The sequence below is a fragment of the Haloplanus salinarum genome (assembly GCF_009762275.1).
In the GTDB taxonomy this organism is placed as follows: Archaea; Halobacteriota; Halobacteria; order Halobacteriales; family Haloferacaceae; genus Haloplanus; species Haloplanus salinarum.
The window spans coordinates 116931-141744 of the sequence record NZ_CP034344.1; the positions used below are offsets into that span (position 1 = coordinate 116931).

Below are 24814 nucleotides of genomic sequence, written 5' to 3' on the forward strand. Positions count from 1 at the left end.
GAATTCGGCCTTCGTGAACGGTTGTGTTTCTGAGAAACGATTAAAACTCTCTATACACGTTCTCGAACGTTCTACTGCGTGAGTTCACGCCCATCGTCATAACTCCCGAGCGGTCCTACGAGTAACCGAGGAGAAAGACAATGACCAACTTCAAACTCGGCGGCTGGCTGCTCGTGGCGCTCGCTCTCGTCGGACTCGTGGTCGCCTCCCCCGTGGTCAGCGCACACGGTACCGACACGACAGCTGACGACGCGCCCACGGACAACGCTACCGCTGATGACTGGGCTGCTTGGATGGAGGCGCAGATGACCGAGCACATGGGCCCTGGTAGCGTCGAGTGGATGGAGACGCACATGGGTGTGACCGTCGACGAGATGGGCCAAGACATGGCTGACAACGACTACAACGGCGGGATGTACGGGCAGGGCCACTGCTGACGGCCTCTGACCGTTTCGATTGCTTCAAACGACAACCACGGTTCACCAACTCAGGATAATGACGCAACTTACCACTCATCTCGGACGCACTGCTCGCCGCCTCGCGATCCTCGCCATCCCGCTGCTGGTCGCGGCGACTGGAACGGCTTCCGCCCACGGCGGCGGGAGCTATGGCGGCGGGATGATGGGCGGAAGCGGCTGGGGCCTCTTCGGCGGAGCGATGGGGCTCTGGGGACTCCTCTGGATGGGACTCCTCATCGCCGTTCCGCTCTACCTCGTCTATGCGCTCCTCAACCGAGGATCCGGTGGGAACGATGAGCAGTCGTTGTCGGTTCTACGCAAGCGGTACGCCCGTGGCGAGATCGACGACGATGAATTCGAACGGCGGCGAAAACAGCTCGAACGTACCGGATGATCGGAACGGCTGCTGTTCCAGCCGAAACACTGCCCTCCCCAACAATTGCTGTTGGGCACCCAACGGTTAACCCCGCGGACGGGGTATGATATTCCATGGAATACACAATACAGACCACAGTCGCTGGCGAATTCGACGACGTCGTTGATGCAACGAACGCTGCACTCACGGACGAGGGATTCGGTGTCCTCTGTGATATCGACATTCAGGCGACACTCAAGGAGAAGCTTGGCGAAGAGTTCCGTCAGTATCGCATCCTCGGTGCGTGTAACCCTCCGCTAGCATACGAAGGGTTAACCGAGGAAATCGAGCTTGGTGCGCTCTTGCCCTGTAACGTCATCGTCTATGAGACTGATGACGGCGACATCGTGGTGAGTGCGGTCGATCCGGAGCAGTTGGTCGGGATTGCTGATAACGACGCGCTTGATCCCATCGCAACTGAGGTCACCGAGCGATTTGATCGTGTACTGGCAGCTGTTAGAGACGAGTTCGACCCCGCGTCGGAGGCCTGATCGTCGATGGCTTCATCGAATCAACTGGACACAACGACGATACTGCTACTGATCCTCGGAGCGTTCATCCTCCTTCCGTTGCTCATGATGGGGATGGGCTTCGGCGGGATGATGGGATACGGGGGAATGATGGGCCAGTACGGTAGTACCGGCGGCTGGTGGCCCGTTATCGGAATGCTTGTTCCACTCGTCTTCCTCGTTGCGCTTCTTGGCGGGGGCTATCTCCTCTTCAGACGGGTAAGCAAAACACAAACCTCTGACAATCCCGCGATGGAAGAATTACGTCTGGCGTACGCCCGTGGCGATCTCACGGACGAAGAGTTCGAATCCCGCCGAAACAAACTCGAACAATCAGAGTGACCGTCCGCTAAGGTACACACGCAGTTACTCCTTTTTGCATCTCGTTCCCGGCTCGAAGCTGGTACTGTTCGGACTTCCCTCGTTCTCGCCAGATAGGACCGCAGCGGGAATTATGTCCGTACCGGTCCTACCATATCGTATGATTCGAACACTCGTGGGTGTCCTTGGCGCTCTCTCAGCGCTGTTCCCGGACGAAATCGTCGAGCTCTTCGAGAAACTCGCGATTGCGAATCCAAGCGAGGGAACGGTGAGAGGGTGGGTACGTCCAGCAGTCCGGTCGGAGGGCGTTCTGATAGCTGCGATTTCCCTCTTTAACGGGCGGGCATACACGTGGCTAATGAATCTTACCGGCCTGTTCGGCGCGATCGTCCTCCTGTTTCCCGATCTGTATCGGAGATTTGCCACCGCGTTCCTGTACGAGCGTCCGGAGTCGATCGAATGGAACGAGCGATTCAAATCGGCCGTTCGAGCTATCGGCGCACTATACGTCTTTTTCGCAGCGAAGACGTACAGAGAGCGCCACAACGATACCTGAGCCTACCCGCTATCGACAGCTGGCCAAGCGTCAGTTCATCATCGTCGCGTGGTCTTCACTACTGGGTTCCCCGCCACTCACCGAGTCCTGTTTGTGGAGCCAGTAGAGGAACAGGAAGAACACCGTCGCGAGGATGTTCAACACGAGCTTGTAGTTGAGTTCGATGGATACCTCGGCAACCTCGGCGGCAGCCCGCGAGGGGATGAGGCCAACGCTCAGGAAGAGGAAGTGAATCACGAACCCGACGATAACTGCAGCGACGAAGATCATCAGAGACAGCACCGCCGCGAACGTCGTTCCGTAGTACTCGTCGTAGGCTTTCATGATCGGGGGGACGATGAGGTCAGCGAAGATGTACGAGAGCACCGATCCGAATGGCAGCCCCCGTGTCCAGAGAACGGTGCCGAACGGGACATTCCCGACCGAACAGACGAAGGTGACGACACCAATAATCGCCCCCAGTGCAGCCGTCCAGAGGACGTACACCGGCAAGCCGAACGTGGCTCCGGAAAAGACGCTCGTCCAGACTGATTCGGGGATGAACCCGGCAATGAGGCCGGCGAAGATGAACCCGATAGCGATTTCATCCCACAACATCGCCCATTCTTTCCACTGTTTGTCCGCGAGCGACTTCCACCCCGACCATGAGGTCGCCTTCTCCGGGATAGAGGTGTTCGCCGCTTCCGGGTCGAAGGAGTCCTTGCAGGACTGTGAACAGAAGTAGTACGTCTGGCCATCGTGTTCGATGGAGTAGTCCGTCTCCTCGGGATCGACGTCCATCCCACAGACGGGGTCCTGTACGGTGATCCCCTCGTCGTCGGTGACATTCTCGCGTGCTTCGTCGAGAATCTTGTCGGGAACGATGTAGGCGAAGCCGACCGACATCAGGCCGATGAGGAACAGCCCACCGATGATGTCGGCGAGCAGGAACTCCCAGCCGAGCAGCAGCCAGATGACGATCCCGATCTCGATGACGAGATTCGTTGAGGCGAACTGGAACGCTGCTAGCGCCGCCGCCGCGGACGCTCCCTTCTTGTAGAGGTTCTTTGCCGTAGCGATTGCCGAGTACGAACACGACGAGGAGACGAACCCGAAGAACGTAGCGACGCCGAGCGATCGCGGACCGTGGCCTTCGAGCAGCTCCGAGATCTGCTGGGTCGATACCCACGCCTCAACGCCGCCGGCGATAGCGAACCCGAGGACGAGCGCCCACCAGGTGATCCACGCCATCGCGGCGGTCGTTGTCGCGGCCTGCCGCGCGCTCTCCGCGAAGAACGTCCCAATGGGTTGGTTGGTCGTCACGACGCCGATGGTGACAGTGATTACGGCGATGGCCGTGAGGATCGCGTAATCTGATCTGTCCATTATCTTGGTGCTCTTAGATACGGATCCTCTTCCTAATGCGCTTGTGGCTTCTATCGCGGACTGTTTCGTGTGTTGGTCTTTCGATTCCAGTGGTGATATTCGGGGGAAATTTGGAATCTGAAACCGGGGCCTTCAGTGAGGTATTACGGAGTTGTAGCTGGCTGGAGTGAGCGGTTACAAACTCTTCTTCCTCAGCGAGACGGTGATCTGATTGGTGAATTACCGGGTCTCCCCGTCAAGAATCACGGCTGTGGTATGCTCCGAATACGAAATCTACAAACCGATATTCGTTTTGAATATAATTTTTCGGCGGCCAGATACTGGGGTTTTCTAAGAGAAATCGCATTAGAACATGTATGCGTACATACGAATGTGATGAACGGAGCTTCCAAGGGTGACGATGCCGGAGGTACTGCGAACAGTTCCGGTGACACCGTCGTTAGTGCGAACAGTGTCGATAAGACCTACGACTCTATCCTCCCGTTTACCCGGTCCGTCGAAGTACTCGACGGCGCGACCCTCCACGTCGAGCGTGGACAGGTTGTCGGGATAATGGGCGAGAACGGGAGCGGGAAGTCGACGCTCATGGGCATCCTCGCCGGTGTCCTTGACCATGACGCCGGCGAGGTTGAACGGGCGGGCTCTATCGGCTGGTGTCCGCAAGAGCCGCGGCTGTACGACCGGCTGACCGTCGACGAGACCTTCGAGTTGTTCGGAACTGCCTACGGGATGGGCGACGACGAGATCGTCGACGCCAGAGCGTGGCTGACCGACGTGCTGGACTTCGAGCGCTTCCGTGACAGGCAGATCCGCCACCTCAGCGGGGGGAACCGGCAGAAAGTCAACCTCTCGGTCGCGTTGATGCACGAGCCCGACCTCCTTCTGCTGGACGAACCGTACACCGGGTTCGATTGGGAGACATTCTTGGCCTTCTGGGACTTAACTGAAGAGCTTCGGGCCCGCGGGGTCGGTGTCGCCATCATCTCCCACATCATCAACGAGCGCGACCGGTTCGACGTCGTCTACGAGCTCCACGAAGGCCACCTCCACAGACAGGAGATCGGCGATGACGATGGCCTCAGCTCGGAGCCGACAGACGACGACGTCGCCTGCGAGCGGACCGCCTCATTTATCGACGAGGCTGGCGCCGGGAGCGGTCAGCGAGCGACCGCCGGCCAGGAGGAAAGCGAATGAGCACCGTTCACCGGACCCTGGCGGGCATCCAAGCGAGCACGCGTTCGTTCGTCCGGGAGCCGTTCACCGTCGTGTTGCTGGTCGTCCTGCCGGCGCTGTCGATCCAGATTTACGGGATCGGCATGGGGCAGTTTCCCGACGTAGGGGTCTTCGCGGTGAGCGGGTCGGTCGCGACAGTTGGACGAATCACCGGCGCCGTGTTCGCCACCGGCGCGCTCGCGGGCGTCCTCGGCCTCTTCCAGATGATTAGCGCCCGGCACGCCGACCGAAGACTCGCCATCTGTGGCTTTCGCGGCGTCGAACTCGTCACCGCACGGTTCGCGACCGTCGCCGTCGCGAGCGCCGTCGTCAGTGTGGTCGCCACGCTCTCTCTGATTGTCCTCGTTGACGACCCGATTAGAGCACCGCTCGCCGCGTTCGGTGGGCTCGCGATAGCCGGTGCCATATACGGCCTGCTCGGCATCGTCGTCGGCAGCGTGCTCCCGAGGGAACTCGAGGGCTCGCTGTTGCTCGTCATCCTGGCCGACGTGGACAATGTGTTCGCGAGCGGCCTGTTCGGCATCGAGGATAGCATCACGCAGTTCGCACCGCTCGCGCACCCGCACGCCATCGTGACGGAGGCCGTCGTCGAGGGCGCGCTAGCGACCGGACACCTCGTCCCGGCTCTCGGCCACCTTTCGCTATTTGCCCTCTTGAGCGTCGCCGCGTACACGTACCAGCTCGAGTCAGGAGGTGACGCCTGATGAACCGCCGTGTCACGACCGCCGTGCGGATGGGCGTTCGAGAGTTCCGCCGGACGCCGGTCCTCCTGGCGCTGCTTGTGTTCCTGCCGGCGTACATCATCGGCGCGTTCGTCCTGCTCGTCCCGGATGTCGACGTCCCCGCGACGATTGACGGAACGAGGGTCGCTGTCCCCATGACGGACTTCGCGGCGGCGTTCATGACGCCCGTTACTGTCGCCATCCTCTCGGGTATCGTCGGACTGTTCCTCGTCCAGACGTCGCAAGCGGCCGACGACAGGCTCCGGCTGGCCGGCTATACTGCGACCGACCTCGTCGTCTCACGGGTCGGTACGCTCGGACTCGGGATCGTCGTCGTCACGATGGCGTCGGTTGTCGTCGCCGTGTTCGCGTTTACGCCCGAATCGACCGTTCCGTTCGTCGCCGCGACGCTGCTGGTCGGGCTCACGTACGGTATCCTCGGCGTTGTTGTCGGCATCGTGTTGGGTCGATTGGGCGGGGTGTACGTGATGCTGTTTTCGCCGATGGTCGACGTCCTCCTGTTCCAGAATCCGCTCGCGACCGACGCGCCTGAGTGGACGAAACTACTGCCGAGCCACTACGCGACGAACGCGCTCTTCGACGCGGCATTCACGTCGAGCATCGACGTGTGGGATTTCGGCGGTGCCGTCGCATATACCGTCGCCCTCCTCGTAATCGGCGTGCTGGTCTTCTATCAGGCGACGGACGTCGAGTGACTTCTCCAACGACCAAAGTCGAGGGAGAAGTCATGAAGCGCGGCGCGTAATCCCGAATCAGTCAGCCTCTTCTCGGAGTTGCTCGTACTTCTCCTCAAACCGAGCCTCACACGATGGACAACAGAACTGGTACAGCTCTCCATCGATGCGGGTGGCTGTTCCTTCACTGTCAACTGTATTTCCACACTGAGCGCAGGAGAGCGCGAACTCCGTTTCCCCCAATTCTGGTGCCCAGTTAGCGCCCGCGAGAAGCGTTACCTCAAAGTCGTCGACTGCTCCGGTGTCGATGGTATCCGCAAGCCAGCTTGCGATGTCTGTATCTGGAACTCTGGCGTACAGGACTAGGTCCGCTTCGGCGGTGGTAAATACGTGTTCGATGGCGCCTTCGTCGATGAGATCGTCTTTGATCGATGCAGCGCTATGGCTGGCTGATTCGACATCGAGCGTAATCAGGACCGGAATTCCGCCGCGGAGCTGTGAGCGATCGACGTCAAGCGTGAACCGATTAATAATTCCCATCTCTTGTAGCCGTTCGACTCGGTCCGACACAGCTGGCGCTGAGAGGTCTACAACATCTGCGATCTCACTGTACGGTCGACGAGCGTCCAACATCAGTAGCTGAATAATCTCGAGGTCAGTTTCGTCCAAGTCGCGCATAGTAGCACGCCGTTGGCGAGTAACTAAAGAATCACGACCATCTCTGTTTTGATTCTAAAGTCAAACCGAACCTCATACCAGCCTATCGAAGGAGAAATCCGCTAAAGGGAGGAGGACATACATTCATACGTATGACGACGACCATCAGCGTTGAGGGGATGACCTGTGGCCACTGTGAACAGACAGTAGAAGAAACGCTTCAAGAGGTACCTGGTGTGACCGACGCGACCGCAGACCGGGAAGCTGAACAGGCGAAGGTGGATGGTGACGCCGACGCCTCGGTCCTCGTTGAGGCTGTCGAAGACGCCGGTTACACTGCCCACGCCTAAGTAGTGTATCTCTGGGGATAGCACATCACGCTCCTGGGTGAACGGTCCACCGTTCTCTTCGGAGTTTGCCCACCTTGACCCTGCTGTACGGTTTCAGGGCCGAAGATTCAGGAAGCCGGCGGAACCACCTCAAAAGAGAACATGACTCATGGACGACCACAAAGATACAGCTGAGAATTCCCCGGGAGGAGAGGACCAGCCGGACACCACCAGTCACCAGCACGAACACGGCGACCACGATGAAGCGGTCGCGGAATCGGACGAGGAAGGGATAGAACAGGAGCTACTAGAGGAGGAAGCTCACCCTGCTGCGGCAGGTGAGATGGCGTCCCACGAGCAGCACGAACACGCCGGACACGAGGGCGACGGGCATGGCCACGGTTCCCACGAAGGACACGGCGAGGGCCATGGCGGGATGCACGAAGGCCACGAACAGATGTTCCGCCGGCGTTTCTTCATTTCGACGCTCCTGTCGATTCCCGTTCTCCTGTATAGCGAAATGCTACAGGAGTGGCTCGGCTTCTCCGTCCCTGTATTCCCGGGCAGCGAGTGGATCAACCCTCTCTTCGCGGTCATCGTCTTCGCGTACGGTGGCGTTCCATTCCTCCAGATGGCACTCCCGGAGCTGAAAGACCGGTCGCCGGGGATGATGACGCTGATCTCGATGGCGATCACCGTCGCGTTTGTCTACAGCCTCGCGAGCGTGATTTTCCCCACACAGTCGGCATTCTTCTGGGAACTCGTCACGCTGATCGACATTATGCTGCTGGGCCACTGGATCGAGATGCGGTCGGTCCGGCGGGCCTCCAGCGCGCTCGACGAACTGGCGAAACTGATGCCAGATACCGCCGAGCGCATCACCGACGACGGGGAGACCGAAGAAGTTCCCGTCAGTGAGCTCTCCGAAGGCGATCTCGTGCTCGTCCGGCCGGGCGCGAGTGTTCCTGCTGACGGCACCGTTGAGGAGGGTGACTCCGACGTCAACGAATCGATGATCACCGGCGAGTCCAAACCCGTCTCGAAGGAGCCCGGCGACGAGGTCATCGGCGGCACCATCAACGGCGACGGGAGTCTCCGTGTTCGCGTCGGTGCGACGGGCGAGGAGACCACACTCGCGGGCATCATGCGCCTGGTCGAGGAAGCTCAACAGAGTAAGTCCAAGACGCAAGTGTTGGCCGACCGCGCGGCCGGCTGGCTATTCTACGTTGCGCTCGGGGCGGCAGTCGTGACCGCAATCGCGTGGACGGTCGCAGTCTCGTTCGACGCGACGGTCATCGAACGAGTGGTGACGGTGCTCGTCATCGCCTGCCCACACGCCCTCGGGCTCGCCATCCCGCTGGTCGTCGCGATCAACACCTCACTTGCGGCGCGCAACGGGATGCTCGTCCGCGACCGGATCGCGATGGAGGACGCGCGGAACCTGGACGCCATCATCTTCGACAAGACAGGGACGCTTACCGAGGGCGAACACGGCGTCGTGGATATGGCGACCGTCGACGGCGTCGACGAGGACGACGCGCTCGGGCTGGCGGCAGCCGTCGAGAGTGACTCCGAACACATGATCGCCCGAGCAATCCGTGAGGCCGCCGACGAGCGAGATGTAACTACTCCTGACGCGACAGCCTTCGAGGCGATCAAAGGACGAGGGGTTCGCGCGAACGTCGACGGAAACGAGGTGTACGTCGGTGGGCCGAACCTGTTGACCCAGCTCGATAGCGAGATCCCCGACCATCTCCAGCGCTTCGCTGACGAGGCCGGACAGAACGCCCAGACAGTGGTGTATCTCGTTCGTGACGGAGAGCTAATTGCCGCCTTCGCGATGGCCGACGTGATCCGCGAGGAGAGTTTCCGCGTCGTCGACGCGCTCCACGATCTGGGTATCGAGGTGGCGATGCTGACGGGGGACTCCCAGGACGTCGCCAACGCCGTCGCCGACGAACTGGGCATCGGCACGGTGTTCGCGGAGGTCCTCCCCGAAGACAAAGACGAGAAAGTCCAGGAGCTCCAGGACCAGGGGAAGCTGGTGGGGATGGTCGGCGACGGCGTGAACGATGCGCCGGCGCTGACGCGGGCCGACGTCGGCATCGCGATCGGGAGCGGCACCGACGTCGCAGTCCAGTCGGCCGACGTCATCCTCGTCCAGAACAACCCCATGGACGTCGTCCGACTGGTGAAACTCAGTAAGGCGAGCTACCGGAAGATGCAGGAAAACATCGTCTGGGCCGCCGGCTACAACGTCTTCGCGATTCCGCTCGCAGCAGGCGTGTTGGCACCGATTGGGATTCTGCTGTCCCCCGCTGTGGGTGCACTTCTGATGTCGTTGAGTACAGTAATCGTCGCGATCAACGCACAGCTCCTCCGCCGCGTGGACCTGTCCATCCCTGAGCTTCCAAGTGGGACACCAGCTACGGAGGCACAGCCCGCTGACTGAGGTTCTTTCTGGCTACCTTAGGAGGGATTCCGCTGAGGTAACTGTCGCAATCGACAGACCGATGGGCGCTACGCAGGCACCGATTCTTTGCTCTCCAGATACTGGTTTTCCCATTCACGTCGTGCTTCTATTTCACGCTGACCGCGCTGTGTGACCGTATAGACGTTCGTCCGCTTGTCGAGTTCACCCTTCTCGAGCAGTCCTTTCTCGACGAGGTCGTCGAGATTCGGATAGAGGCGGCCGTGGTTGATCTCCTGCTCGTAATAGGCGTCGAGTTCGTCCTTGATTGCGAGCCCGTGTGGTTCCTCAAGCCCGGCGGTTACGTACAAGATGTCCCGCTGGAACCCAGTCAGATCGTGCATCTGTCTGTTTCCTGTTTTTGAGGGGTAGCATATGTTCTCTCTGGTACCCCGAGGCGATTTCGGCATGACTGGGCCGGAATCTCGCGTGAAAACTTCGAACCTTTATATGATGGACAGGAGAAGTCCGCGATGGAATGTCTGACCTAATCGTCAAAGCCGCCGTGAAGGACGCACTCTCGGATCACAACGTCTCGGCAGATTTCTACGACGCCCTCGATGAGGAGGTCGCCGAACTGCTCAACGACGCCGCAGAGCGGGCTGAGGCCAACGACCGGAAGACGGTCCAGCCTCGCGACCTGTAGACTGGGGTATCACAGTAGACCCGTCACTCGGACGTAGCTTTTTGAGGTTCTTGTTCAAAAGTTACCAGACGTGTATGGCGGAGGCACCGGATACTGAACGGCAGGCGGTCGAACCCGAGGCTGGAGAGGTCCTTAGTGTATCACAGCTGAACGACCGGATTGCGTCGGTCGTCGAGGACGCGCCTGCCCTCGACGGTGTCCGGTGCATCGGCGAGGTCACGGACCTCCACCAGAACAGTACGGCGCTCTATTTCACCCTCACTGACGGCGACGCGGAGCTCCCCTGTATGATCTGGGCGAACCGCTACCGGAATATGGGCGCCGACCTCGAAGACGGAACTGAGGTCATCCTCGAGGGCGATATCGATTACTGGACTGAGGGTGGGAAAATAGACCTCAAGCCGTGGGAGGTGATCGTCGTCGGCGACGGTGACCAGGCAGCTGCCGTCGAGCGGTTGCGAAGCGAACTCGAAGAGCGTGGCTGGTTCGACGACGAGCAGAAACAGCGCCCGCCGGCGTTCCCGGAGCGGGTCGGTGTCGTGACCTCACTCCGGGGCGACGCTCGCTACGACATCCAGAGCGCGATCCACGAGCAGGACCCTACCGTCGATATCCTGGTCAAGGATGCGACCGTCCAGGGGTCGGAGGCACCGACGTCCATCGCGAATGGGATTCACCATCTGGACAGGTCAGAGGACGTCGATTCGATCATCGTCGGCCGCGGTGGCGGGAGCGATTCGAACCTCCAGGCGTTCAACACCGAGCGCGTCGCGGAAGCGATCTTCACCGCGAACACGCCGATCGTGACCGCAATCGGCCATACTGACGACCGACTGATCGCGGATCGGGTTGCGGATATGGCCGCGATCACGCCGACCGCCGCCGGCGAGTACATCGCGAAGTCCCGAAATGACTTCCTCGCCAGTGAGATCGAGCCGCTGGAGCAACAGCTGGAGGCCGCCTACGAGACCTTCGAGCAGGAGCACGAACACGAACAGGAACTGGCCGAGGCAGTCGAGGAGGCGACTGCTCCCGAGGGCCTTCCGCCGGTCTACTACAAGGCCGCGATTGCTGTCCTCCTCCTACTGCTGTTGCTCATTACCGCCCTCTGGTTAGGAGTGATCTGAGATGGCGAAGGACCCCGACATCAAACGGCGGATGGACCGCGTCGAGGAGATCATCGACCAGCTCGATGCGGATGAGGTGTCGCTTGAGGACGGCCGAGAACTCTACGACGAGGGTCAGGAACTACTGGCTGAAATCCGGGAACAGCTCCAAGACGGGGACGGCGAGGTTATCGAGATCGAGTGACCGCCGGTGGCGTCGACAAATCGTCAGAGCCTTAACCAACACTCCACCGGAAGCCTGCTGTGCTGTTGGTTAAGATTGTGTTCGTCCCGAGCCAGCCTGCAGGCTTAACTACGAGGTTCGTCCAATTCGAAACGTGCGGGTCTGAGCTACGATGCTACACGAGTCGGTCTTGGTCTTCGGTGGCTATCTGGTAGCTTGTGGCGTCGCCTGGGTGCTTCACGAGTCGGCTCACTACGCAGTCCACAGTCTCTATGCGGACTCGGTCTCGTTCGGCATCAATCGCCGAGGCCCCTACGTCGACGCGGTCTACGAACCGACCGCTCCCACGCTTGCGATCAGGGTCGGGTCGTTGGCTCCGACCCTATTCTATACCCCACTCGTCGCCCTGGGTATTGCCGGCTATCTCTCAACGTATCCACTCCCTCAGCTGGACCCGGTTGGGTGGTCGTTAGTGGCCGTTCCCCTCGCAATTCTGACTATCCCGACAGGTGCTGATATCCGAGCCTGCCTTGAAGCCGCTCAGTAGCTGTTCTTGACGTATACTTGGTCTGCGTCAGACACACACTACATTACTCATATAATCGGAATTAAAGAAATGTGTTGGCCGTCAATATTTAGTGCATATGGCGCAAGTATGTGCAAATGTATCATGGCACAAGCGAGTCCCCGCAGTAACCTCTCTGAAACTGACTCGGACGAGCGGCCCTCCGTGTCAGTCGAAGCATGGTTAGAGGCGGTCAGTAGAGAACTGGATCCCGCCGAGTGCGAGGACCTCTCAGAACTCGGCATCTACTCGATCCACGAACACGGCAGCGCCCGCACTATCACCCTTCCCGAGGATGCCGACGAGTTCGACGACGCGACGACGGTGAAGCAGTACTACTTCGAGGGCGAGGATTGTCCGCTTCTCATCGTTGCTCCGCTGATGGTTTAAGCCGCTTCCGCCGGCGGTCAGGAACAGTCGGTGTCGTCTTCTTTGTGGTCGGAATAGAACTGGATGAGGTACTGGAATCTGCCTGTATCACTCGTGAACGAATCGAGTTCTTCCTGCAACCACTCGTATTTGCCTTGCGGGATTCGCATATTGATCCGTGCGACATCGTCGCTGACATCCGAGCCGGAGCTGCCGGCGCTGGTTGCTGTATCGGCGTCTGACATTAGTTCGACCCAGGCTATGCGGTCGCATATATCCCAGTAGAATGAGAACTTCTCTAGAGGACTTGGAAAACTTTGGAGACCTCCAAACTCATTCAAATTTTCTGACTTCTTTTGTTCGTGCTATCCGTCCCCACAAACGATGTGTGCTCAGGTCCCCTCCGGCGAGACGCCGGCCAGTACTGAGGAATCGACGTCCGTCATTCGGATCATCCACAGGTCCATCGGCCCGATCCTGCTGGCGCTCCTTCCGCTGATCCTGTTTGTGGGAACGGCGGCCGCGCAGTCGGATCCCGGCAGCGCCTTCTGTGATTCCAATATGGCCGACACCATCCAGAACATCTTCACCATCATCCAGTTCGGCGGCCCGCTCATCGGCGGTGTCCTCGCGCTCGGCGCGACGGTGGCGATCCCGTTCACCCGCCGGTCGGACTGGAAGAAGGAGATGAAGTCGGTCCGGAATCAGGGTCTGCTGTGGGGCGTGATCGTCGCGCCGCTCGGGACGGAGATCGTCCAGTTCATCCTGAACAACATCGTGGTCGGTGGCACGAGTTGTGGATTCTAACCACGCACCAGGATTCGCACTCGTCATGTCCGCCGTCCTCGTCGCATCGACAGCCGCCGTTCCAGCGGTCGCCCATCCCCCGAACAGTACCGACCACGGCGTCCCGGAGGAGACCTTTCACAAACTGTGGTCGGGGGATCAGGACGGCGCAACTGACGGCACGAATCTGAGTAACGGGTCGGCAGTCGAGCAGCTCGGCGAGGGGACCGATGTCCCGTTTGATTCGCCCCCGCGGGCGGTCGAGCAATGGAACCGGGGTGACCACCAGGAGTTCCCGGCGACGAACAGCTCCGTGTCGATCCATCCGCCCGATGCCGACCTCTCTAGCGGCCAGTTCATCAAGGAAGCCTATACCGAGGTGTTCGCCGTTCAGCCGTCCACACGAGCACGCCTGTCGCCGTCGCGACAGCCGCTCTACGTCGCCCCAGATGGAACGCTCCGCGGAACCGTCGACTACCGGGTGGCAGTGCCGCCAGACGACACCTCCGGCGACAGGCGCGTCTACTGGAGTCTCGAGAGCCACCAAATCGAGGAGACGAAACTGCTCGTCGACGGCGACGAGGAGACGACGGCTGGTGGCTCTCACACGCCGGCGCTGTCGTACTCCTTGGATGGGTACGCCGGTGAGGAGCACCAGCTCACGCTCCAGGCGAACATCTCGGTTCGGCTTCGGAAGGAGGTTGAGACCTGTACCGCCCACAACGACGAGGGCGACTGCACCAACTGGGAGAGTTCCGTATCATACCCAACCGAGAACGTCACGGTGACCGATTCCATCGAGGTCACGAAGTACGACCTCGCGGTCGCCGGCTTCATCGCCGAGTATCCGAACGGCGACCTCGGCCTCGTCGTCTACAAGAACCAGCCGTGGCTCGGCTACCAGTTGCCAAACGGTGACGTCCGAGGTGTCTGGCGGTTCTACTCGGCCCGAGACAAGGACTGGGATACGCTGGTCTACAGCTCGGACGATGGACAGCGGACTGCTCACTCGCCGCTCCATCCACTCCAAGTGAACGCTTACCCCATCGAGACGGGGCCGACGCCATCGCCCCGCCGGAACGTGACGATACTGGACGTGTACGGCACGTCGACGTCGCCGCCGACGCTCCCGTCGAACGTTCATTTGGATGTCCTCACGGAGCCGTACACGGCCAGCTACGGCATCGCGACGCGGGCCACGGCTGACGAACAGCCCGAGACCGTCCGTGCATGGGGCCTCGTCAGAGGTGTCGAGGCAGAACGGCCCGCCGATGAGTTCGCTCGAATTCAGATCTACGAGAGCAACCTCACCTTGGAGGTGGTGAACCAGACTGAAGACACCGTCACCGTCCGGGTTATTCTCCAGAACGCGAATACCGGCGCACCAATCAATACCGCCGAACGGGACGGCTACGTCGTCGTCAACGGGCAGCGGGTCAACACGACCGACAACGGAACCGTCACGACGACGATCGAACGGCCCCCAGGCGGTGTGTCGGCCCGATACGAACCGGGTCACTGGTGGCTCAATCCCCCGGGCTATACCGGCGACTCGGACACCGTGCTGCTGCAAGGCTCAGTGCTCCAGATAGTGTCGACGCTGTTCCGGATTGGCGTGCCCGTCTCGCTGTTCCTGCTTGCGGTGTTCTTCGTCGACCGGATCACTGGATGGCGGATTTGGCCCCCATGGAGGTCCCTATGATGACCAGAGACAATCCTGTACCCAACGGTCGAGAGGTTGAGCGGTCCATTAGCCGACGCCGTCTCTTAGCTTGGTCAGGTACTGCTCTCCTCGCCGGCGTCGCCGGGTGTTCGGGGACGAACAACCTCGGTAGTGAAACGGAATCGCCGACGGGAACGTCGTCCCCACCCGCTGATTCCGCCTTCGAGGGGGTCGATTACACGGGCCCCAACCTCGTCGTGACGCTGGCTGAAGATCACGATGTCGACCGGCTCAATCTGATTGCCCCGGACGGAAGCACGTTTGAACAGACCACCGTCGCGGAAGGGGCGACGCAGGTTGAGATGCAGATCGTGTTCAAAACCGGGGACACGTACTCGGCCGGCGAATACGATCTGGTCGCAGTTAGTGGCGAGTCCTCCGAGTCGATGACTGTTGAGCTACAACCAGAGATTCAGGTCGTTGATGTAGAGCCTGAGTTCGATGAGGAGGACGGGTACAGTAGCGGCCGGCTGTTTGTGACCGTCGAGAATGTCGGAACTGGCCCGACGTGGGTGTACAATATCGGTTTCCAGAACGCGCCATACCGAAACGCTCCACAGGTCATCGACGGTGTTGCAGATACAACGTTCGAGCAACCCGAAGATTCGGACAAGGAGTTCCTGAGTCCGGAGACGCAACGGACCTTTCTGAAACGGCGTGGGGTTCTGGTTATCGATGATATCGACGACGTCTCCTGTGAGGGAGATACTGCAGAGCTCACAGTCGTCGTTCAGACCCCGCACGGCGATATTGAGCAACCTATCCGGGCACAGCTCTCTGGCGGGTATCACGTCGACGATCAGGGGGCGATTCAACACCCCTGTAGAGAGGTCCAGATCGAATTAGTGGAGGGAGGTGAGCAGGATGCGTAGTCTCTCGAGACGAGTTTTCCGAGGCGTGTTCGTCCTCGCAGGTTTACTGCTTACTGGGACTTCCCCAGCGTTAGCACAAAGTGACGATAGCGGCGACGGCGGTGCCCTCGGCGATATAATCATTGATGCCATCCAAGAATTGCTTGAGATCCTTTTCAGCCCTATCGAGTCCGTTATACAAAGCCACGGAGATGCCGTTCTGCGAGTTGTCGTCGGAACTCCTCATCCGGATGCTGTGTTTAGTCAACCGACCAACGGTGCTTGGCCAGGAATTTACGAATACTACTGGCAGATGATCCTCCCGCTTACGCTCTCACTCTACGGACTCTCAATCGGGCTTGTCATCTTCCTCGAGTCCACCAGCCATCTGTTCAACGGGTACCATCGATCGAAGCTGAAAAAGCGCGCTTTCGCTGGTCTCCTCGGTATTCTGTCTTGGTGGTGGATCGCCGCACTGTCGATGCGATTTATGGACGCTCTGGCGGGCTTTCTCGTCCCCTCCGTGTCGGAGATCTCCCTGTTCCAGACGCTTTCGTTCACCGGAATGGGTGTCCTCGGTACGATCGTTGCCCTTTCGACGAATTTCATCCTGTTCGTGCTGATCGGCCTCATCTACCTGGCGCGGCAGCTCGCACTCTACCTGTTCGTCTTCCTGATGCCGCTGCTCATCGTCTTCTGGATCCCCGGTGTGGGGCCGTTTTCGCTGGTGTCGAAGTTCATGAAGAAACTGGCCGGGTTCTACGTGCCGTTCCTGTTCATGACTGTCCCGGTCGCACTACTGTTCCGCCTCGGTGATATCCTCGGCACGAGTTTCGGTCTCTCTGCCGGCGAGTTCGGAGCGTGGCTGACTGCGCTCATCATCCCGCTGGTTGCTGTGGCGTCGCCGTTCATCCTCTTCTGGCAGGCGGGGGCTCTGTTCTTCATCGCCGATCGGGCCGCCCGGCACGTCTCGGCGCAGAAGGCTCGGGGGCGACTGTCCAGAGGCCGGGAACGGCTCCAGTCGGCGAAGCAGGGCGGGAAAAACTTCGTCCGTGGAGTGCGCGACGAGCCGGCGGTCAAGAGCGGTGGGCAGTACGTGCTGAACTCCGGTGACTCCAGAGCGCACGCGACCGGCCAGCGCCTCAACACGACCGGCTCCCGTCTTCGCGAGGCGATTTCGGACGGCGGCGGCGGAGACGGCGGGCAAGGCGGGTCCGGTGGCAGCGGTGGTGGCTCGACCGCCAGTACCGGCTCTGGCGGGGATGGTGGTGGCAACGACGGGAGCGGAGAGTTCGAGCGGGACGAGGCTCTCCGCGACCCGCAGCCGCGGAACCGGAATCGCGAGTCGAGAGACGACCCGCCCCGATACATCCAGTAACCCATGAGCTCCGCAACTGACCCCGCGAAACGAATTCCGAAGTCGCTCGGTACCGACACCCAGTTCCTCGGGAAGTACTCCCTAACGGACCTCGCCGTTGCGGGCCTTCCCGGTGTCCTGGTCGTCCTAGTGACGCAGGTCGTTATTCCACCGTCGCTCACGGTCCGCGGCATCCCGGTGTCTGCCCTCACAATCCCCCTCGCGGCGATTGCGATCGCCTTCGGTGGGCTGTTCGTCTACCTCACGCCCGGCTACACCAACAGTCTCGACTGGCTCGGCCTGTTCGTGAACTTCCACCGCAGCGAGACGGAGATCGCCCACGAGGAGGCGAAGGAGTACACCCACGTTGAGCGCGTCTACCCGCGACACGACGCCATCGAGCGGACGGACCGGGCCCTCGTCGGGGCGGTACAGGTGTCGCCGCCGACGATGGCGCTCGCGACTGACGAGGAATGGGCCCAGAAGGCAGAGGCCTTCCAGGACTTCGTCAACACGACCGTCGAGTTCCCGATCCAGATTTACTCGTCGACGCAGGCGTTCCCCGCCGACGAGTACGTCGGCCGCTACGAGGACCGGTTGAGCGACCCCGATGTCAAATCCAACGAGAAACTCCAGGCGCTCATCGAGCACTACGTCGACTGGTACGACCGGGAGCTGGCCCAGCGCCAGATGACCATTCGCGACCACTATGTCCTGATCCCGGTGCGGCCCGAGGAGGTCCGGTACGAACGGGCCAGCCTCCTCGAAAAGCTCGCTGGGATCCCCGTGCTGGGCATCCTTGTCCAGATTGTCACGGCGCCGCCTGAAGAGGAAGAGCGAGCCGCGATGCTTGAGGAACTGGACGAGCGGCGCCGGCGGGTCGAGCGCGGTTTGCGGGGCATCGAGGGGTGTGACACGCGCCCCGTCGATGCGGCCGAACTCACCCGCCTTATCGCGGAATACTGGAGCGGTACGGAAATCGAGTACGGCGATCCCGAACAGGTGCTCCGCACGTCCCCCGTCATCAACAAACCATGATTGGAAACCTGCTGCCCTTCACCGGCTCGGATAGTTCAGAAACTGACGACGAGGCGACCGCAGACGAGACTCCCGATGGAGATGGGGCGGATGATGGCGAGCCACAGCTCACCGTTGACTACGAAGCCGACGGTGAGGCGGTCGACGGCATCCCCGAGATCCATCAGACCGTCGTCTCGCCGTCGAGTATCGAGCGAACACCCAGCGCTCTCAGGACCGACACCCAGTGGGCACAGAGCCTGTGGGTCGGCGAGTACCCCGATGCGCCAATGGACGGCTTCCTCGAAAAGCTGTACGCGGCCGCCGAGACCCAGCAGACGGATGTCAGCATCCACATCGATCCCCGTGACACGCGAGAGACGCTGGATTCGCTGGAGAACAAGATCGAGGACCTCGAAGCCGACTACGAGTACCTGACCGAGAAACACCGTGCGAGTGCGCGGGGCGTCGAGAAAGACCTCGAGGACCACCAAGAGATGTACGACGTCCTCCGGAACACGACTATGCAGGCGTTCGACGTCTCGATGTATCTCACGGTCCGGGGCGATGACCGCGAGAACATCGACGCCGAGTCGGTGTCGACGACGGCCCGACAGGCCCCCGCGAATCTGACGCCGGTGACGCCACGGTGGTCACAGCTGAAGACCTTCACGTCGGCGAGCCCCATCGCTCTCGATCAGTTCAACGAGACGCTGGACAGCAAAACGCCGATGCTCGGCGGGGCGGTCGGCGCGATGTTCCCCTTCGTTTCCGGTGCGTTTGCGGAGCCCGGCATCGAGTACGGAACGTACGCGCTGAATTCGAGCCCGCTCATCCTCGACCGCTTCAAGCGGCAAACCGGCTACTGTATGATGGTTATCGGCCGGCTCGGCGCGGGCAAATCCTTCGCGACGAAGCTCCGGCTCGTCCGGCGGGCAATGTTCGATGAGGATACGGTCGTCATTATGCTCGACCCGATGCGGGGGTTCGCCGGCGTCAACGAGGCGCTCGATGGCGAGCGCATTACGGTCGGTGGCCGGCGAGGGCTGAACCCACTGGAGATCAAGCCGACACCCGACCACGTCCTACAGGAGGTCGACGACATCGACCCGTGGGGCGAGCAGATCAACTGGGTGATGACCTTCTTCGCGACGTTCTTCGAGCACGTCGCGGACCACCCGCTCGGCGAGCGCAACCAGACGCTCCGGCGGGCTGTCCAGGAAGCCTACGAGAAGCGCGGGATCACCCGCGACCCGGAGACGCATACCCGGGACTCGCCCACCATCCACGACGTCATTACGGTCCTCGAGGAGATGGTTGAAGACCCCGAGGAGTACGGGTACGTCACTGAGGGCGAGCAGGAAGCCGTCCAGTCGGATGCCCAGTCGCTCCTCAAGGACCTCCGGCCGTCGTTCCGCGAGGGTGGTGAACTCGAGAACCTTGCTCGCCCCTCCGAGTTCGACCTCGATTCGAAGGTCATCTACCTCGATCTCCACCAGGAGGAGGGCACCCGTGGCCGGGCGGAGACCAGCCTGATGATGCAGGTGCTGTTCAACAGCGTGTACGAGCGGGTCAAGCAGACCGACAAGCGCGTCGTCTTCTGCATCGACGAGGCGCACTACCTGATGAACGACGCCGTCTCGTTGGACTTCTTGGAGACGGCTGTCCGGCACAGCCGCCACTTCGATCTGAGCCTCGAATTCATCACGCAAACGGGGGGTGAATTCGCGCTGACGCCGGAGGCTCGCACCATCGCGAACCTCTGTTCGCTGACCGTCCTCCACCGTGTCAACGAGGAGAAAGAGAAGATTGCCAAGTGGTTCGACCTCAGCGAGCGGCAGGTGAACTGGGTCACCTCCGCGAAGGCGGGGGAGGACGAGGACGGCTACTCGGAGGCGCTCGTTGGCATCGACCAGGAAGGCTGGTTCCCGCTTCGGATTCGAGCCAGCGACTACGAGGCGCACGTCATCGACGGCGGCGCTGCGGACGTTGCCGAACTCGAGCCCGAGTCGAGCGCAAGCGTGACGAGCCCGGACAGTCGCCCCGCCGGCGCTCGGGCCGACGGCGGTGACCCAACCAGCACTGCCTCACAGGAGGATGACTGAACAGCACCCGTCGGACTCCGCGACTGCGAACAGCGGTGACGAGTACATCCGAATCACGCCGTCCCGGAGTGATCTCGCACCGGAGACTGTGGTTCGACAGCTCGCCGGCCTCCACGGCCTTGATGCCGGCAACGATGGACTTCTCAAGGGTATCGGGCCCTTTGGTGATCCACCGCCGGTGTTCGAATTCCTCGCAGTGAGCGAGGGCGCAGACGAGCCGGTCGAGTTCTACTACGGTGCCGACCGGCGGATGGATGCCTTCGAGGAGCGCCTCCGGACGCTGTATCCACCGACTGTGACGTTCGAGCGGGTTACCCTGGACCTGGAGGCGAAGTTGCTCCCGTCGACAGCAGAGCCAGCTCACGACAGCGGTGCCGGGGGCGATGACCGTCCCGAGATGAATACTGAGACGTCTGAGGAGGCCTTCGATGACCCGCACTCCGATGCGGACCCCGCGCCGCTCTTCGATGCTACAAGCCAAGAGCCAGTCGGCGACGGTGGGAGCGTGGTTTCTGAGAGCACTACATCGGCAGACGACGACGCTGAGTTATTGTTCGGGACCGAGTCGAGTGACAATCTGAGGACGAGCCCACCGTCCGATTCCGAGTTCCGGCAGCAACCGGATCACATGCCTCCGAGCGTCAAGGAGACGACACCGCTGGGAATCACCTGGTGTGGGAAGGCGGCCCGACGCGAAGACTGGATGACGACGCTGCCGCAGTTCACCGAGACTGAAGGCGAGGACGATGACAACGCACGGGCGCCGCTCGCATCACTCATCGACCAGCTGACCCGCGCCGAACACCCGATCGCGTTTCAGGTGCTCTTCCAGCGGAAGCCGGACTGGACGCACGAGGCGCGGGAACGCCAGCGGAAACTCCGCGAGGGCGAGGACCGGATCGTCGACTGGTTCCTCGGAGAACTCCTCGGAAACACCGAGAACGAACCACAGAGCCCCTCGAATACTGGCCGCCAGCGCCGATACCTTGACATCGGCGGTCGGGAGCGCGTCGAGGCCATCGATGAGAAAGAGCCACAGCACACGTTCACGGTGAATATGCGGGCGCTCTCGCTCGTGGCCACCGACCGACAGCGCGAGCGCGTCGACCACCGTCTCGACGATATCGGGTCCGTGTTCGACCACCTGAACGGGGCCCACTATCGGCTCCGACCGAAGCGCGTCCGCCGCGGGCTTCGAAAGGGACGTCGAGCGAAGAAACACCCCGACCGCGTTTTCAACGCCAGCCTCACGACCAAGAGCGACTGGCGGAAGACCCGCCCCGATCTCGTTCTAGGGCCAGCGGAACTCGCGAACTTCGTGGTCGTCCCGCCGGCGACCGAGCTCACGACCGAGGGCGGGCGGGGATCCGACGCCGAACCCGAGAGCCGGACGCCCCTACCGCTCCCCGCGCAGGACCACATGGATGCGTTCACAGACGCCGGGATGGCGATCGGCCGCGGTCTCGGGGAGGACGGCACGCCTACCCCGGAGCCGATGCGGATTCCCCCGCATCTCCTTCCGTTCCACGTCGGCCGGTTCGCGAAGAGCGGCGCCGGCAAATCAGTCGCGCTGATCAACGACGCGCTCTCCCTGTACGAGCAGACCACGGGCCCCGTGTTCTTGATCGACTCCAAGGGTGGGAACCTCCCCGAGAACTATATGCGGGCTCACGCGAAGCGGTTCGGCACCGACGACCTCGAGGAGAACGTCCTCCACTTCTCGGTGCCCGACATCCTGCCGGGCTTCGCGTTCTTCGACATCACGCCGGCGCTGGAGGATGGGGTCCGTCGCGTCGACGCGATCCAGGACAAGGCCGACCACTACGAGGAACTCATCAAGCTCGTGATGGGGCCGGAGCGCTACGAGGACGCCATCGCCTCGCCGACGCTCATCAAGTACCTCATCAAGGCGATGTACGACGAGGAGTACGGCCTCGAAAACGGGCACTTCCGGCAGGATGTTGACTACTTCACGCACGACCAGCTCGAACACGCAGTCACGCAGTTCCACGCCGCCGGCCCCCCGGATCCGACGCCGGAAGACGCGCCACGGGCGAGCGACCCGCAGGTGGCCGAGAAACTGGAGCGACACCTGCGCTCGAACCCGGCGACGTTCTCGAACGTCGTGAGCGGCATCAGCAACCGGATGGACTACATCACGCAGGACGCTCACCTTCGACGAATCTTCAACAATACCGAGTCACAGTTCGACTTCCGCGACCTCCTCGACGAGGACAAGGTGGTCATCTTCGATCTGGGCGACCTCCGCGACGAGGCCGCTCGCGTGATGACCGGCGTCATCCTGACGCAACTCTACGACGCTGTCAAGCGTCGCGACGGCGACGAGTTGGCCCGCAAGCCGGACGACTACGTGGCGAACCTGCTCATCGACGAAGCGTCGTCGGTCGTCGTCTCGGACACGCTGACGACGCTGCTCGAAAAGGGGCGGGAGTTCCGGCTGTCCATCGAACTCGTAACGCAGTTCCCCGAGCAGATGAAGGAGGCTGGTAACCGCGAGGTCTACCTGAACGTCCTGAACAACATCGGCAGTCCGCTCGTCGGGAAGATCGCCGTCGACGCCGACATCGCCGAGGCACTCTCACACGAGGCGATGGATCCCGTCGAGTTCAAGAATCGGATCAGTTCACTCCCGCGTGGCGAGTGGATCGCCCAGCTCCCGAGTCCTGAGTTCGGCGAAACCGGCCCCGATCCGTTCAGTATCGAACCCCTCCCGATTCCGCCCGGGCATCCCGATAGCGAGCAGCCTCTGACCGGGGCGCAGGAAGAGCGGTTCCAAGATGCCCTGGAGGCCGTCCACGAGCATACCCGCGAGGAGTACGGGGTTGCCGGCGGGACGACCGTGGAGAGTCGTGACGCGGCGACTGACGTCGCTCTGGAGAACGCCGACGACCTGCCGTTGGAGGTCACGATGGCCCGTGCGATCCGCGCCGTCCAGCTGTCGAACGATGTCCGCGAGACGAACGGCTGGGTGTCTGTCGAGGACGTCGACGAGGAACTACTCTCGCGCATCGAGGAAGGCACTATCGAGGCGCAGGGCTACGAGACACTACCAGAAGTGCGGGAGGCGTCCTCGCTCATTCAGGTCGATCTCCCGGACGGGGCATCGTCGGTGCAGTGTCGGCTCACAGACGGGGGTGAGCAGGCAGCCACACCCGATACGTCGACATCACCGACCGGCGGGAGCGAGCACCACGATGCAGTGCTCGAGACAGTCGAGCGGGCGCTCGCAGCGGCGGAGTTCTCCGTGGAGGTCCTCGATCAGAACGGTGAGTCCCGCCCTGACGCCATCGCGACGCATTCGGACCTCGACTGGGAGCTCCAGGTCGAAGTCGAAACCACCACCCACGTCCGGCCGGCGAAGGTCCTCTCGAACCTCCGAAAAGCCCAGGAACAGGACCGAATCCCGCTGTTCGTCGTCGCAGACCACGACGATCAACCAGCTGACGAGATTGCCGACCGGCTCGCGAAGATCCTCGATGAGCCACGAAATCAGCTCTCCTCCGGTGAGACGCGGCTGTATACGATGAACCACAACGTCACATTCAACGGCGGTGCGCGAGCCGCGGATGGGGTGACGGCCGTCCGACCGGCCACCGGTGGTAGTCGCCACACCCGCTGGTTCGAGCGGGACGGTGCGTTCGTCTTGGAGGATAGTGCCGGGGACCAACACGCCCGGATCGACTCCTTCGACGCCGTGTCGAAAGACCAGTTCCCGGCGACGTACAGCTACGATGCCGAGAGCGAGACTTACACCGTCTTCAGGCCGGGGGAACTGCCCGAGTCCTACGAGTCACGTGAGGCGTTCGAATCGGACTGGGTGCCCGTCAAGCGCCCGTTCGTGCCCAGTACCGACCTGCCCGTTCCGGACTATACGGAGCGCTCGTATGCGATTGCGACTGTCGGGGACGACCAGACGCTCGACATCCACACGCCAGACACAGAGACATTCACCGGGATTTCGGCCCTCGTAGACGCAATCCAGGACGGGACGCTCCATCCGGCAGGAGAATCCCCGGATGACTCGACCGATTCCGACGCGCAAGAAGACGACGAGGCGGACCCGTACGGCATTCAGGCATTCGTCAGGGACCGTCTCACCGAATCCGACGACGGGGTCGTCGCGGTCGCTGAGGTGTACGATGCGTACGAGCAGTATGCGGCGGCCGCGGAGTACGAGGTGAAGCCGAAAAATCGGTTCACACGGACGCTTCGCGACCACGCTCAGTTCGAGCGCGACAAGAAGTGGTTGGACGGCCAGACGCAGCGCTGTTACGTCGGAATCGAGTTGACCGACGCCGGCGACCAGGAGGAATCGAGCGATGCCAGTGCGTAGTTGCTTCGCTCCCGCTCAGGA

General features: G+C 61.5%; 25 protein-coding genes. 21 read left to right on the plus strand and 4 right to left on the minus strand.

The window, feature by feature from the left end; genetic code table 11:
• The first annotated feature begins 140 nt into the window (after positions 1-140).
• The 5 genes from EI982_RS00555 (at position 141) to EI982_RS00575 (ending at position 2259) form a co-directional block, all read left to right on the plus strand.
• Positions 141-437: a hypothetical protein gene (locus EI982_RS00555; RefSeq protein WP_157687654.1), complete on the plus strand. Its 297-nt coding sequence runs from the start codon at positions 141-143 to the stop codon at positions 435-437.
• A 58-nt stretch (positions 438-495) separates the two neighbouring features.
• Positions 496-852 (plus strand): SHOCT domain-containing protein, encoded by a 357-nt coding sequence (locus EI982_RS00560; protein ID WP_157687655.1) that lies wholly within the window; start codon positions 496-498, stop codon positions 850-852.
• A gap of 95 nt (positions 853-947) precedes the next feature.
• On the plus strand, positions 948-1364 hold the full coding sequence (locus EI982_RS00565; RefSeq protein WP_157687656.1) for a DUF302 domain-containing protein: 417 nt from the start codon (positions 948-950) through the stop codon (positions 1362-1364).
• Between the two features lie 6 nt (positions 1365-1370).
• Positions 1371-1724, plus strand: coding sequence for an SHOCT domain-containing protein (locus tag EI982_RS00570; RefSeq protein ID WP_092565384.1), 354 nt, complete (start codon positions 1371-1373; stop codon positions 1722-1724).
• A 139-nt stretch (positions 1725-1863) separates the two neighbouring features.
• Positions 1864-2259, plus strand: a complete 396-nt coding sequence (locus EI982_RS00575) for a hypothetical protein (RefSeq protein ID WP_157687657.1) — start codon at positions 1864-1866, stop codon at positions 2257-2259.
• A 30-nt stretch (positions 2260-2289) separates the two neighbouring features.
• Here EI982_RS00575 and EI982_RS00580 read toward each other — a convergent pair whose 3' ends face one another.
• Positions 2290-3624 carry a permease gene (locus EI982_RS00580; RefSeq protein WP_157687658.1) on the minus strand — a complete coding sequence of 445 codons (1335 nt, stop codon included), beginning with the start codon at positions 3622-3624 and terminating at the stop codon, positions 2290-2292.
• Between the two features lie 255 nt (positions 3625-3879).
• Between EI982_RS00580 and EI982_RS00585 the strand changes: the two genes are divergently transcribed.
• The 3 genes from EI982_RS00585 to EI982_RS00595 are packed head-to-tail and all read left to right on the plus strand — an operon-like array spanning position 3880 to position 6295.
• Complete coding sequence (locus tag EI982_RS00585) at positions 3880-4818, plus strand: ABC transporter ATP-binding protein (RefSeq protein WP_233255210.1); 939 nt, start codon at positions 3880-3882, stop codon at positions 4816-4818.
• Positions 4815-5561 carry a hypothetical protein gene (locus EI982_RS00590; protein ID WP_157687659.1) on the plus strand — a complete coding sequence of 249 codons (747 nt, stop codon included), beginning with the start codon at positions 4815-4817 and terminating at the stop codon, positions 5559-5561. Before EI982_RS00585 ends, EI982_RS00590 begins: the two co-directional genes overlap by 4 nt.
• Complete coding sequence (locus EI982_RS00595) at positions 5561-6295, plus strand: hypothetical protein (RefSeq protein WP_157687660.1); 735 nt, start codon at positions 5561-5563, stop codon at positions 6293-6295. Before EI982_RS00590 ends, EI982_RS00595 begins: the two co-directional genes overlap by 1 nt.
• Before the next feature lie 57 nt (positions 6296-6352).
• On the opposite strand, the gene EI982_RS00600 is transcribed toward EI982_RS00595, so the two are convergent.
• Positions 6353-6952, minus strand: a complete 600-nt coding sequence (locus EI982_RS00600) for an AsnC family transcriptional regulator (RefSeq protein ID WP_157687661.1) — start codon at positions 6950-6952, stop codon at positions 6353-6355.
• 131 nt (positions 6953-7083) lie between these two features.
• Here EI982_RS00600 and EI982_RS00605 point away from each other — a divergent pair, with 131 nt between their 5' ends.
• Both EI982_RS00605 and EI982_RS00610 read left to right on the plus strand, forming a co-directional pair.
• Complete coding sequence (locus EI982_RS00605) at positions 7084-7281, plus strand: heavy-metal-associated domain-containing protein (protein WP_157687662.1); 198 nt, start codon at positions 7084-7086, stop codon at positions 7279-7281.
• 148 nt (positions 7282-7429) lie between these two features.
• Positions 7430-9712, plus strand: coding sequence for a copper-translocating P-type ATPase (locus EI982_RS00610; protein ID WP_157687663.1), 2283 nt, complete (start codon positions 7430-7432; stop codon positions 9710-9712).
• 68 nt (positions 9713-9780) lie between these two features.
• Here EI982_RS00610 and EI982_RS00615 read toward each other — a convergent pair whose 3' ends face one another.
• Positions 9781-10074 carry a PadR family transcriptional regulator gene (locus EI982_RS00615; RefSeq protein WP_157687664.1) on the minus strand — a complete coding sequence of 98 codons (294 nt, stop codon included), beginning with the start codon at positions 10072-10074 and terminating at the stop codon, positions 9781-9783.
• 134 nt (positions 10075-10208) lie between these two features.
• On the opposite strand from EI982_RS00615, the gene EI982_RS00620 reads away from it, so the two are divergent.
• The 4 genes from EI982_RS00620 to EI982_RS00635 all read left to right on the plus strand — a co-directional run bounded on the left by EI982_RS00620 (position 10209) and on the right by EI982_RS00635 (position 12621).
• Positions 10209-10376 (plus strand): DUF1931 domain-containing protein, encoded by a 168-nt coding sequence (locus EI982_RS00620; RefSeq protein WP_157687665.1) that lies wholly within the window; start codon positions 10209-10211, stop codon positions 10374-10376.
• A gap of 74 nt (positions 10377-10450) precedes the next feature.
• The gene (xseA, locus tag EI982_RS00625) at positions 10451-11503 is read left to right on the plus strand and encodes an exodeoxyribonuclease VII large subunit (protein ID WP_157687666.1); all 1053 of its coding nucleotides are present in this window, start codon (positions 10451-10453) and stop codon (positions 11501-11503) included.
• A gap of 1 nt (position 11504) precedes the next feature.
• Positions 11505-11687 (plus strand): exodeoxyribonuclease VII small subunit, encoded by a 183-nt coding sequence (xseB, locus tag EI982_RS00630; RefSeq protein ID WP_089649913.1) that lies wholly within the window; start codon positions 11505-11507, stop codon positions 11685-11687.
• A gap of 709 nt (positions 11688-12396) precedes the next feature.
• Positions 12397-12621 (plus strand): hypothetical protein, encoded by a 225-nt coding sequence (locus EI982_RS00635; protein ID WP_233255211.1) that lies wholly within the window; start codon positions 12397-12399, stop codon positions 12619-12621.
• A 17-nt stretch (positions 12622-12638) separates the two neighbouring features.
• Here the strand turns inward: EI982_RS00635 and EI982_RS00640 are convergent, their stop codons facing one another.
• Complete coding sequence (locus EI982_RS00640; protein ID WP_092663511.1) at positions 12639-12845, minus strand: hypothetical protein; 207 nt, start codon at positions 12843-12845, stop codon at positions 12639-12641.
• A 139-nt stretch (positions 12846-12984) separates the two neighbouring features.
• On the opposite strand from EI982_RS00640, the gene EI982_RS00645 reads away from it, so the two are divergent.
• From EI982_RS00645 to EI982_RS00675, 7 genes are read left to right on the plus strand one after another with little or no spacing between them, the layout of a single operon-like run.
• Complete coding sequence (locus tag EI982_RS00645) at positions 12985-13407, plus strand: hypothetical protein (protein WP_157687667.1); 423 nt, start codon at positions 12985-12987, stop codon at positions 13405-13407.
• 25 nt (positions 13408-13432) lie between these two features.
• The gene (locus EI982_RS00650) at positions 13433-15088 is read left to right on the plus strand and encodes a DUF8186 domain-containing protein (protein WP_157687668.1); all 1656 of its coding nucleotides are present in this window, start codon (positions 13433-13435) and stop codon (positions 15086-15088) included.
• Positions 15073-15981 carry a hypothetical protein gene (locus EI982_RS00655; RefSeq protein ID WP_233255212.1) on the plus strand — a complete coding sequence of 303 codons (909 nt, stop codon included), beginning with the start codon at positions 15073-15075 and terminating at the stop codon, positions 15979-15981. The genes EI982_RS00650 and EI982_RS00655 overlap by 16 nt, the downstream gene beginning before the upstream one ends.
• Before the next feature lie 25 nt (positions 15982-16006).
• A complete protein-coding gene (locus tag EI982_RS00660) occupies positions 16007-17338 on the plus strand; it encodes a TrbL/VirB6 family protein (protein WP_233255213.1) in 1332 nt (443 codons plus the stop codon).
• A gap of 3 nt (positions 17339-17341) precedes the next feature.
• A complete protein-coding gene (locus tag EI982_RS00665; protein ID WP_157687670.1) occupies positions 17342-18355 on the plus strand; it encodes a TraC-like domain-containing protein in 1014 nt (337 codons plus the stop codon).
• Complete coding sequence (locus EI982_RS00670) at positions 18352-20439, plus strand: VirB4 family type IV secretion system protein (protein ID WP_157687671.1); 2088 nt, start codon at positions 18352-18354, stop codon at positions 20437-20439. Before EI982_RS00665 ends, EI982_RS00670 begins: the two co-directional genes overlap by 4 nt.
• Positions 20432-24793 (plus strand): type IV secretory system conjugative DNA transfer family protein, encoded by a 4362-nt coding sequence (locus EI982_RS00675; RefSeq protein ID WP_157687672.1) that lies wholly within the window; start codon positions 20432-20434, stop codon positions 24791-24793. Before EI982_RS00670 ends, EI982_RS00675 begins: the two co-directional genes overlap by 8 nt.
• The last annotated feature ends 21 nt before the right edge of the window (positions 24794-24814 follow it).

Excerpts from the sequence above, each read along its gene's own strand:
- EI982_RS00590 (WP_157687659.1), top strand. The coding sequence starts at position 4,815 with ATGAGCACCGTTCACCGGACCCTGGCGGGCATCCAAGCGAGCACGCGT.
- xseA (WP_157687666.1), top strand. The coding sequence starts at position 10,451 with ATGGCGGAGGCACCGGATACTGAACGGCAGGCGGTCGAACCCGAGGCT.
- EI982_RS00600 (WP_157687661.1), bottom strand. The coding sequence starts at position 6,952 with ATGCGCGACTTGGACGAAACTGACCTCGAGATTATTCAGCTACTGATG.
- EI982_RS00570 (WP_092565384.1), top strand. The coding sequence starts at position 1,371 with ATGGCTTCATCGAATCAACTGGACACAACGACGATACTGCTACTGATC.
- EI982_RS00675 (WP_157687672.1), top strand. The coding sequence starts at position 20,432 with ATGACTGAACAGCACCCGTCGGACTCCGCGACTGCGAACAGCGGTGAC.
- EI982_RS00650 (WP_157687668.1), top strand. The coding sequence starts at position 13,433 with ATGTCCGCCGTCCTCGTCGCATCGACAGCCGCCGTTCCAGCGGTCGCC.
- EI982_RS00645 (WP_157687667.1), top strand. The coding sequence starts at position 12,985 with ATGTGTGCTCAGGTCCCCTCCGGCGAGACGCCGGCCAGTACTGAGGAA.
- EI982_RS00585 (WP_233255210.1), top strand. The coding sequence starts at position 3,880 with ATGCTCCGAATACGAAATCTACAAACCGATATTCGTTTTGAATATAAT.
- EI982_RS00575 (WP_157687657.1), top strand. The coding sequence starts at position 1,864 with ATGATTCGAACACTCGTGGGTGTCCTTGGCGCTCTCTCAGCGCTGTTC.
- EI982_RS00620 (WP_157687665.1), top strand. The coding sequence starts at position 10,209 with ATGTCTGACCTAATCGTCAAAGCCGCCGTGAAGGACGCACTCTCGGAT.
- EI982_RS00655 (WP_233255212.1), top strand. The coding sequence starts at position 15,073 with ATGGAGGTCCCTATGATGACCAGAGACAATCCTGTACCCAACGGTCGA.
- xseB (WP_089649913.1), top strand. The coding sequence starts at position 11,505 with ATGGCGAAGGACCCCGACATCAAACGGCGGATGGACCGCGTCGAGGAG.
- EI982_RS00610 (WP_157687663.1), top strand. The coding sequence starts at position 7,430 with ATGGACGACCACAAAGATACAGCTGAGAATTCCCCGGGAGGAGAGGAC.
- EI982_RS00615 (WP_157687664.1), bottom strand. The coding sequence starts at position 10,074 with ATGCACGATCTGACTGGGTTCCAGCGGGACATCTTGTACGTAACCGCC.
- EI982_RS00560 (WP_157687655.1), top strand. The coding sequence starts at position 496 with ATGACGCAACTTACCACTCATCTCGGACGCACTGCTCGCCGCCTCGCG.
- EI982_RS00565 (WP_157687656.1), top strand. The coding sequence starts at position 948 with ATGGAATACACAATACAGACCACAGTCGCTGGCGAATTCGACGACGTC.
- EI982_RS00640 (WP_092663511.1), bottom strand. The coding sequence starts at position 12,845 with ATGTCAGACGCCGATACAGCAACCAGCGCCGGCAGCTCCGGCTCGGAT.
- EI982_RS00665 (WP_157687670.1), top strand. The coding sequence starts at position 17,342 with ATGAGCTCCGCAACTGACCCCGCGAAACGAATTCCGAAGTCGCTCGGT.
- EI982_RS00595 (WP_157687660.1), top strand. The coding sequence starts at position 5,561 with ATGAACCGCCGTGTCACGACCGCCGTGCGGATGGGCGTTCGAGAGTTC.
- EI982_RS00555 (WP_157687654.1), top strand. The coding sequence starts at position 141 with ATGACCAACTTCAAACTCGGCGGCTGGCTGCTCGTGGCGCTCGCTCTC.
- EI982_RS00670 (WP_157687671.1), top strand. The coding sequence starts at position 18,352 with ATGATTGGAAACCTGCTGCCCTTCACCGGCTCGGATAGTTCAGAAACT.
- EI982_RS00580 (WP_157687658.1), bottom strand. The coding sequence starts at position 3,624 with ATGGACAGATCAGATTACGCGATCCTCACGGCCATCGCCGTAATCACT.
- EI982_RS00605 (WP_157687662.1), top strand. The coding sequence starts at position 7,084 with ATGACGACGACCATCAGCGTTGAGGGGATGACCTGTGGCCACTGTGAA.